Genomic DNA, 8553 nt, shown 5'->3' on the forward strand with positions numbered 1-8553 from the left:
AAAAAGTTCTTTATTCATGCTAATTCAACACATTCTGTATCTTTAATAAAGGATTTTAAGATTAGAAGACCAATATATGTATAAAGGTAAAATTTGTTTTAATTTTACTATTTTTAGTGTACAATAAATATAATGATTGATGAACAATTGTATTTTTATACGAATTAGTTGATTATTAAAATTCTTATTGTATAAATCAATTATAGTATATTGGAGGAGGTAATGTGAAAAAAAGAAAGATAGGAATAGGTACAACTTCTTTAGTGTTATTTATTATAGGTTCTTTATTTGCCTTTACATTTAATAAGGTTTGTATAGGAGATAATATTTTAAATTATATTGGGTTAAAATCATGGTCTAATGGAAATCAAGGAACACATTATACAATATTCTACTCTCTATTATTTTATATTCCATCATTAATTATTGGTTATAAGTTTAATGATAATTTTGGTTCTAAAGTTGGTAATATACTATCAACTATTATGGTAACAATTATAATAGTAACTTCGTTACTTTTTACAGCCATTATCTAAATTTAAATTTTGATATTAGTAAAACAATCTGAATATATTGCGATTTAAAATAAAAGTAGACAAGATTACTATTTGTCCACAAATTTAAGAAGAGTAATTATTGGAACATTAAGAATTCAAAATTGCTTTATATAATATATTGAACTAATAATCTTATAATTTATGAGGAGATTTAAATGAATAAAAGGATATTTTTTAAATTAGGATTAGTGTTATTATCTCTGTCACTTGTGGCATGTGGACAGAAGAATAATTCAGAAGGAAAAGAAGATTCTTCTAAATCAAATGCAAGTAATTCTATTAGCATTACTCAAAATTCTGAAGGAGACAGTATAAACACTACATCTTCCACTGTTGAAAATTCAGAAGATAATAACCATGAAGATATGCACCAAGATATTCAATCAAATATAGAACAATATACTCAAGAGGAATCAACTGAAGATGAATACTATACAATAATAAAAGATGCTTGGCAGAAACAAAAGGATTATATTAAATCTATTGAGGACTCTAAAGTAAAACAATCAGTACAAACCTCAAGGTCTGCTGCTATTATGGAAGCAAATAGATTGCTTATAGAACATCCAGAAGATTCAGATGCAATAAATTCAAGTTTAAAGAGGGTTCTAAATGATGAATAATTTTAATATATTGCGATTCAAATAGGATGTCCAAATGGACATCCTATTATGTTATGCTAATTTCAACACTATTTTAAAACAAAGCCTATATTATTTAAGATAAGAAAAAAGATAGCAGTATATATTAAAAGTACTTGCTATCTTTTTTCTTAGATGATTTTATAAAGTCTATTCTCTTCCTTGAAGTATATATCCTCATCACTTTTTTCTACAGTTATCTTACCATTAGATACTTCTGTCATTTCTTTTTTAATAACTTCACTTACAGAAACTTCTGCTAAAATATGAACAATTACCTTGTCAGTATATTCAGTATCTTCTATATGCCAATTATTTTGTCCACATACATATTGAACCTTGCCTATCATATCATAATCTAAATGTAAAGCCACATCTACTCCCTGTACTTTTTCAACTACTCCACCAGCTTTTAAAGCTATAGATGCCCCTTTTGTATAAGCTCTCGTAAGTCCACCTGTTCCTAGAAGTATTCCTCCAAAATATCTTGTTACTACCACTGCACAGTCAGTTATATCACTTTTCTTCATAACTTCTAAAATAGGTATACCTGCTGTCCCCTGTGGCTCTCCATCATCACTATATCTTTGAATGCCCATATTTTCACCAATTACATATGCCCAACAGTTATGACGTGCTTGCTTATGCATTGACTTTATTTCATTAACAAAGGCTTTTGCCTCTTCTTCACTTTCTACTCTCTTTGCATATCCTATAAATTCAGACTTTTTTTCAATAAATCTATCTTCTCCATAATCACGTATAGTTATATACGACATTTTATCAACTCCTCTTTTATAATATTTATTCCTCGTCTTATATCCTCTTCTTTCACTTGTGAATATCTTAACCTGAAAGAATAATTCCCTTCATCAGTACCAGTATAAAATATACTTCCTGGTGTAATATATAACTTTCTTTCCTTAAGCCTATAAAATAATTCTTCACTATTAATTTCCTTATTTTTCAGCTCAATATAAAAAGTCAGTCCTCCTTTAGGATCAATAAATGTAACATATTCCTTCAGTTCTTCTTCTAAAAGCCTCTTCATTAAATCATATCTCATCTTATATTCATTTTTTAAAAATGAAATATATCCCTTCCAGTATCCCTCTTTAATATACATTTCTAAAGAACGCTGCATCAGTGTTGATGTTGCTATATCTGTATTTACCTTTGAACTCATCATTGCATCTCTAAAAAACTTAGGATTTATTATGTATCCAAGTCTTATACCTGGCAAAAATACCTTAGAAAAACTCTTTATATAAACTACCCTATCATAAGCATCTAACTTCTTAAAAGGTTCATGTTGAAGGTTGTCATCATAAATAAGCTCTGATAAATAATCATCTTCAATTATATAAAAATCATAAATTTGGGCAAGTTCTAAAATCTTAAGCTTCTTTTCCCAGCTATAGCTAATCCCTGTAGGGTTATGAAAATAGCTCATGGTATAAAAGAATTTTATCTTATGCTTTTTAAGAATCTTTTCAAACTGCTCAATATTTATGCCATCTTCTTCTATTGGAACTTGAAAAACATTGGCTCTTCTCCACTTAAATACTGATAAGGCACCAGTATATGTAGGTTTTTCTACAATAACATTATCATTAATATTAAGCATTGCCTTAGATGCAATATCTATCCCCTGTTGAGCTCCTGAAACAATAAGTAAATCATCTATATCAAGACTCCCCTGCCAAAAGGCTTCATTTATTGTCTCTCTAAGCTTCATATATCCTAATGATTCCTGGTTTATTAATGCCTCAGCTCCATCCCTATCAAGAACTTTATTGATAACTTCCTTAAATTCATCTATTGGGAAAATTACCTCTCTATTACTCTCACCAGTAAAATCTATTATATTTTCATCTTTTGAACTTATCATAGACTTTATTTCTCTTGAATACTCTCTTTTAAAAAAGCTTATCATATCACGTTTCTTGACATATGTACCAGAACCTACTTTTTGAACGGCATAACCATCACTAACCAATCTCTTATAACAGCTCACTATAGTATCATTATTCACTGCTAAAAACTTAGCAAGGGCTCTAATAGTTGGTAACTTTTCCCCTCCTGATATTTGTTTCTCATTAATAAGTTTTTTAATATTATTTGAAATTTGAATATATTTAGGTTCATACTCATTAAATTCTACAAAAAACTTTTCCATTCTTATCCCCTTATAACATAAAAAAAGAAGAATAATCTTCTTTTTTACTATTGATTTATTAATTTAATAACAAATTCACTACTCTTATTATAGCTTTCATCATCTACTTCAACAATCATGAAAGTACCATTTTCTCTGTAATCTTCTTCAAAAACTCTTCCATTTCTATGAAGGAAAGACACCATGTCACTTCTATCATATGGAATAAGATATTCACATTTCTTCATTGTGTATGGAAGATTTTCTTCTATTTCATCTAATAGCACCTCTAAATTAGTACCTTCTTTAGCTGAAATTTCAATAGTATCATAATGCTCTGTTGCTACTTTTATTTCTTCTAAAAGTGCTGAATCTGCTTTATCAATCTTATTTAGCACAAGTATTGTCTTCTTATCTAAAGCATCTAGCTCATGTAATACTTCTTCAACAGCTTTGATTTGTTCTAAAGCAGTTTCACTTGAAGCATCAACAACATGGCATAAAAGATCTGCGTATATTACTTCTTCTAAAGTTGATTTGAAGGCTTCAACAAGATCATGTGGTAACTTTCTTACAAAACCAACTGTATCTGTAAGAGTTATTATTCCTTTATTTTTTAATATTATTGCTCTAGTAGTGATATCTAAAGTGGCAAATAGCATATCTGCTTCAAATACCTTTTCTTTTCCTTGTACTTCTTTTTGTGCTGCCACATCACATAGAGCATTTCTTAAAGTTGATTTTCCTGCATTAGTATATCCAACTAATGAAACCTTTGGAATACTTTCTTTATTTCTCTTCTCTCTTTGAGTTTCTCTGATTTTCTTAATTTTCTTCAGTTCAGCATTTAAATCATATATCTGCTCTTTTATATGTCTTCTATCTGTTTCTAGCTTCTTTTCTCCTGGTCCTCTAGTCCCTATACCTCCACCTGTTCTTGAAAGTATAGTTCCAAGTCCTTGTAACCTGCTGGCTCTATATTTAAGTTGTGCCAGCTCAACTTGAATCTTTGCTTCCCTAGACTTAGCCCTTCTAGCAAATATTTCAAGAATAAGTGTTGTTCTATCGATTACCTTTGCTCCTAAAGCTGCCTCTAAGTTTCTTACTTGTGAGCCAGATAATTCATCATCAAAAATAATTACATTAGCTCTTAACTTTTGTCTTAATGAAGCAATTTCTAATACTTTTCCTCTTCCTATGTAAAAGGCTGCATCTATTTTGTTTCTACTTTGGAATACTGAATCAAGCACAGGTATTTCACAAGCCTTAGTAAGTTCTTTTAATTCTTCAAGACTTTCCTTAGTATCTGAACCTACTAAAATTGCACTTTCAATTTCATCTTCAATGATATCTCTTTCTTTTATCATTGAATCTATATAAGCAATTTTATTTAATATATTAATTGAAGTTAAATCTTCAATCTTAATATGCTGTTCTTCTTCATAATCTAATGTATCATTCATTACTGTTAACATACCTAATGAACAATCAATAATCTTTCCTTCATAAATTCCAATAGCTACAATAGCATCTAACTTAAGCTTCAATAATGCACTTATATCTAAAGCAGATAAATTACTAAAACCATTTGGATGAGTATGGATTATTCTCACTCCTGCTAATTTTTTTTCTCTTATATCTAATGTAGGAATTTCAACTGATGTTGAATCTCCTATGGCCACTGAAACTGTATTTCCTCTTCTATCTATGGCTACACTTATTTCTCTTTCAATAAATGATGAAACTCTTGATATTGTCTCCATTATGCTTAATGAACAAACTTCATCTTTAGGTGTCTTAGCTTTATATAAAGATTCTAATTCATCCAGTGCTGATTTCCTAATTCCGTCTATATTACCATAAATCATTTTCTTCACCTCTACTTATACTCTTGACAACTTTCATATAATTTTATACTATAAATAAAACATTGTAAATATAGTAAACGGAGGATTCCCATGGAAAACAGAAAGCGAAACATATTATTTTCAGAAGAACAAATACAAGAAAAAGTTAAAGAATTAGGCGCGCAAATCACAAAAGATTACCAAGGAAAAGAAATTTATATATTACCTCTTTTAAGAGGAAGTTTTGTATTCGGAGCTGACATATTTAAGGCAATTGACTTAAAAGCTAAAATTGGATTTATGACAACTTCAAGCTATGGAAACAGTGAAATAAGTTCAGGAACAGTTACAGTAGTTAACGATATTCCTGATAACATAGAAGGACTTGATGTTTTAATAGTAGATGATATAATTGACACAGGTTATACAATGGAGTTTGTTGTTGAACATGTTAAAAAGTTAGGAGCTAAATCTGTTAAAACTTGTACTTTACTTGATAAACCTTCAAGAAGAAAGGTAGACTTATCTCCAGACTACTGTTGTTTTGAAATAGATGATTTATTTGTTGTAGGATATGGATTAGACTACAATGGATACTATAGAAATGTACCGTATGTGTTTAATTGGGAGCAAAAATAATTATAAAAACACAACTTTTTAATCAAAAAGTTGTGTTTTTATTTCTTTTCATTATGGATTCATATTAATAGCTGTATCTGGAATCTTTCCAACGATAATGGTATCAGAAACTGGTATCTGGCATGATACTTCTACATCCCTACTCTTAAGTGGAACTATCACTCTTACTTTCATATCCACATTTAAGTAAATCTTATGTCGTGTTTGGTTAATTCCTGCACTTTCAAATATTGATTCATAGGAAGTATTTATCTTTCCTATTTGTCTCATTTTTACCGTTATACTTGGTCCTATATTATAAAAAAAAGAACTATTAGTGAGATATCCAATAGGTATTTTTACTCCAACACTTTCATACTTCTTAAAACGTTCATTACAACTTAAAACAACTTGTGAAGCTAAATAATTCTGCATAACTGTATCTGCTCTCACCAATGATATATTTCCTTCCTCATCTTTTTCTATATGTATTATATCATCGTACTTGAAACTTTCAGAGTATACAGCTACACTTTCCTCATTAATTATGGAAACAGCTTCACTTTCCATCTTAATTTCAGCCATATCAATAATTGTCGGCAGCATTCTTTTATCAAAAATATAAAAAAATAGATTAAATAACATCAAAATTGTAATAATAATAGCTAGATATATATTTATCTTTCTATTTTTTTTAAATTTTAAGATTTTACTGTTTTTTTCTGTATAATACTTCATAATTTATACACCTTATGCTTTATATTATTTTAATATATTAATAAATATGCTATAATATGATATATTATTATAAAATTAAATACTTGATTCTTATTAAGGGAGGAACAAATGGCTACTAACAAAAAGTCTAATGGATCTGTTGAAAATAGAAATACTACAGATTCAAAAAAAACGAACAAGAAAAAGACTTCTAAGGTAAAAAGATTTTTTAAATACTTCTTCCTTACCGTAGTAATGTTAGGATTAATAGGACTTGTTGTTGGTCTTGGATATATTTTTGCCGTTGTAAAAACAGCACCTGATTTAGATGTTAACTCAATATTAAATCTTAATCAACCATCAATGTTATATGATGATGCTGGTGAATTTATAGACAATCTACCTACACAAGAAGAGCGTTATGTCATTTCTTATGATGAAATGCCACAAAACCTTGTTAATGCTTATATTTCTATAGAGGATGAACGTTTCCGAAACCATAAAGGTATTGACGTTCGCAGAATCATCGGTGCTGCACTTAGAGATGTATTGGTTATCATAAAAGGAAAAGGCGGAGTACATGGTGCTTCTACCATAACTCAACAATTAGTAAAAAATACTGTCCTTATTGATGAAGCATCTAGTGAAGACACTGCACTTGATTCTATAAATAGAAAAATTAAAGAAATTTATCTTTCTTTACAGTTAGAAAAGAAACTTACTAAAAATCAAATAGTGGAAGCTTATTTAAATACTATCCCTCTTGGTGGATATGTATACGGTGTTGAAGCTGCTTCTTTATCTTACTTTAATAAGCCAGCAAAAGACCTAACACTTCCTGAATGTGCTTACCTAGCAGGTATTACACAGGCACCTTCATATTATAGTGCATATAACACTGAAGAAGAAGACTATCCAAATACTTATCTTGACAGAACTAAAGCTGTATTAATGAAAATGCTGGAACTTCATTATATTACGCAAGAAGAATATAATGAAGCCTATGCTTTTGTAGATTCAAACTCTTTTGAATTTAATGCTGCTGAAATTAGTTACTCTGTTGATTATGAATGGTTTGTATACCCTGCTCTTGATCAAGTAAGATCAGATTTAAAAGAAAAATATAAGTATACAGATGAAGAGATAAGTAAACTATTTGTTAATGGTGGATTAAAAATTTATACTACAATGAATAGAACAATGCAAGATGGCGTTCAAGCTGTACTTGATGACAGAAGTAATCTTGATGTGAAGATAAATGGAAGCTATAGTGAAGAGCCTTTAACCAATGAAGGAGTATATATGCTTCAATCTGCCGCTACAGTCATGGATTATAAAACTGGTGAAGTAAAGGCTCTTATTGGTGGAAGAGGTAAGCAACCAGCTAACTCTTTAAATAGAGCTTATGATGATTTAAAGTCAATTGCTTCAAATACAAAACCTTTAACAGTTTATGGTCCTGCAATTGACACTAAAAATTATACTGCCGCTACACCAATTGATGATTCACCTTTAACTAATGAAGAATTATCAAACTTTGGTTATTCATTCCAACCAACTAATTGGAATGGTGTATATGATGGATTAATAACTCCAAGAGAAGCTATTATGTATTCTAAAAATATTACTTCCTTAAAAGTTGTATACAATTTAGGATTATCAACAGCCTTAGAGTATGGCAAAAAATCTGGATTAATCTATAACTCAGAATCTTCTAAAAGTATAGCTACTTTAGCTCTAGGTGAATTCAATAATGATCCATCTGATAGAGATGGTGGTAATACCACTATTCTTGCTTCTGCTTATGGTTCATTTGGAAATAAAGGTATTAGAACTGAAGCTATCCTTTATACAAAAGTTATAGACTCTACTGGAAAAGTAATCTTAGATAAGACTGCCGATACTACTAAGCTTTTCTCTGAAGAAACTGCTTATATAATGTATGATATATTAAAAGGACCTGTTACAGGTTTTGATGCTGGCGGTGCTAAGTTTGGTGATATACCTGTGGCTGG

General features: G+C 29.6%; 8 protein-coding genes. 4 read left to right on the top strand and 4 right to left on the bottom strand.

Going from position 1 to position 8553, the window contains the following annotated elements; all coding sequences use genetic code 11:
* The first annotated feature begins 224 nt into the window (after positions 1-224).
* Positions 225-536, top strand: coding sequence for a hypothetical protein (locus tag Q5O29_RS05190; protein WP_022168340.1), 312 nt, complete (start codon positions 225-227; stop codon positions 534-536).
* Between the two features lie 176 nt (positions 537-712).
* Complete coding sequence (locus Q5O29_RS05195; RefSeq protein WP_022168341.1) at positions 713-1180, top strand: hypothetical protein; 468 nt, start codon at positions 713-715, stop codon at positions 1178-1180.
* Between the two features lie 149 nt (positions 1181-1329).
* Here the strand turns inward: Q5O29_RS05195 and Q5O29_RS05200 are convergent, their stop codons facing one another.
* The 3 genes from Q5O29_RS05200 to hflX are packed head-to-tail and all read right to left on the bottom strand — an operon-like array spanning position 1330 to position 5224.
* Entirely contained in the window at positions 1330-1977 is a 648-nt protein-coding gene (locus tag Q5O29_RS05200) for a YigZ family protein (RefSeq protein WP_022211928.1), read from the bottom strand.
* Entirely contained in the window at positions 1965-3377 is a 1413-nt protein-coding gene (locus Q5O29_RS05205) for a PLP-dependent aminotransferase family protein (RefSeq protein WP_022211929.1), read from the bottom strand. The genes Q5O29_RS05200 and Q5O29_RS05205 overlap by 13 nt, the downstream gene beginning before the upstream one ends.
* Before the next feature lie 47 nt (positions 3378-3424).
* The gene (gene hflX / locus Q5O29_RS05210; RefSeq protein WP_022211930.1) at positions 3425-5224 is read right to left on the bottom strand and encodes a GTPase HflX; all 1800 of its coding nucleotides are present in this window, start codon (positions 5222-5224) and stop codon (positions 3425-3427) included.
* 90 nt (positions 5225-5314) lie between these two features.
* Here hflX and hpt point away from each other — a divergent pair, with 90 nt between their 5' ends.
* A complete protein-coding gene (gene hpt, locus Q5O29_RS05215; RefSeq protein ID WP_022211931.1) occupies positions 5315-5842 on the top strand; it encodes a hypoxanthine phosphoribosyltransferase in 528 nt (175 codons plus the stop codon).
* A 51-nt stretch (positions 5843-5893) separates the two neighbouring features.
* Here the strand turns inward: hpt and yunB are convergent, their stop codons facing one another.
* Positions 5894-6559 carry a sporulation protein YunB gene (yunB, locus tag Q5O29_RS05220; RefSeq protein WP_022211932.1) on the bottom strand — a complete coding sequence of 222 codons (666 nt, stop codon included), beginning with the start codon at positions 6557-6559 and terminating at the stop codon, positions 5894-5896.
* Between the two features lie 108 nt (positions 6560-6667).
* On the opposite strand from yunB, the gene Q5O29_RS05225 reads away from it, so the two are divergent.
* The coding region (locus Q5O29_RS05225) for a transglycosylase domain-containing protein (protein WP_302631780.1) at positions 6668-8553 on the top strand (1886 nt) is incomplete at its 3' end.

It is taken from the genome of Clostridium sp. CAG:265, from assembly GCF_000436575.1.
Classification (GTDB): Bacteria; Bacillota; Clostridia; order Clostridiales; family Clostridiaceae; genus Clostridium; species Clostridium lentum.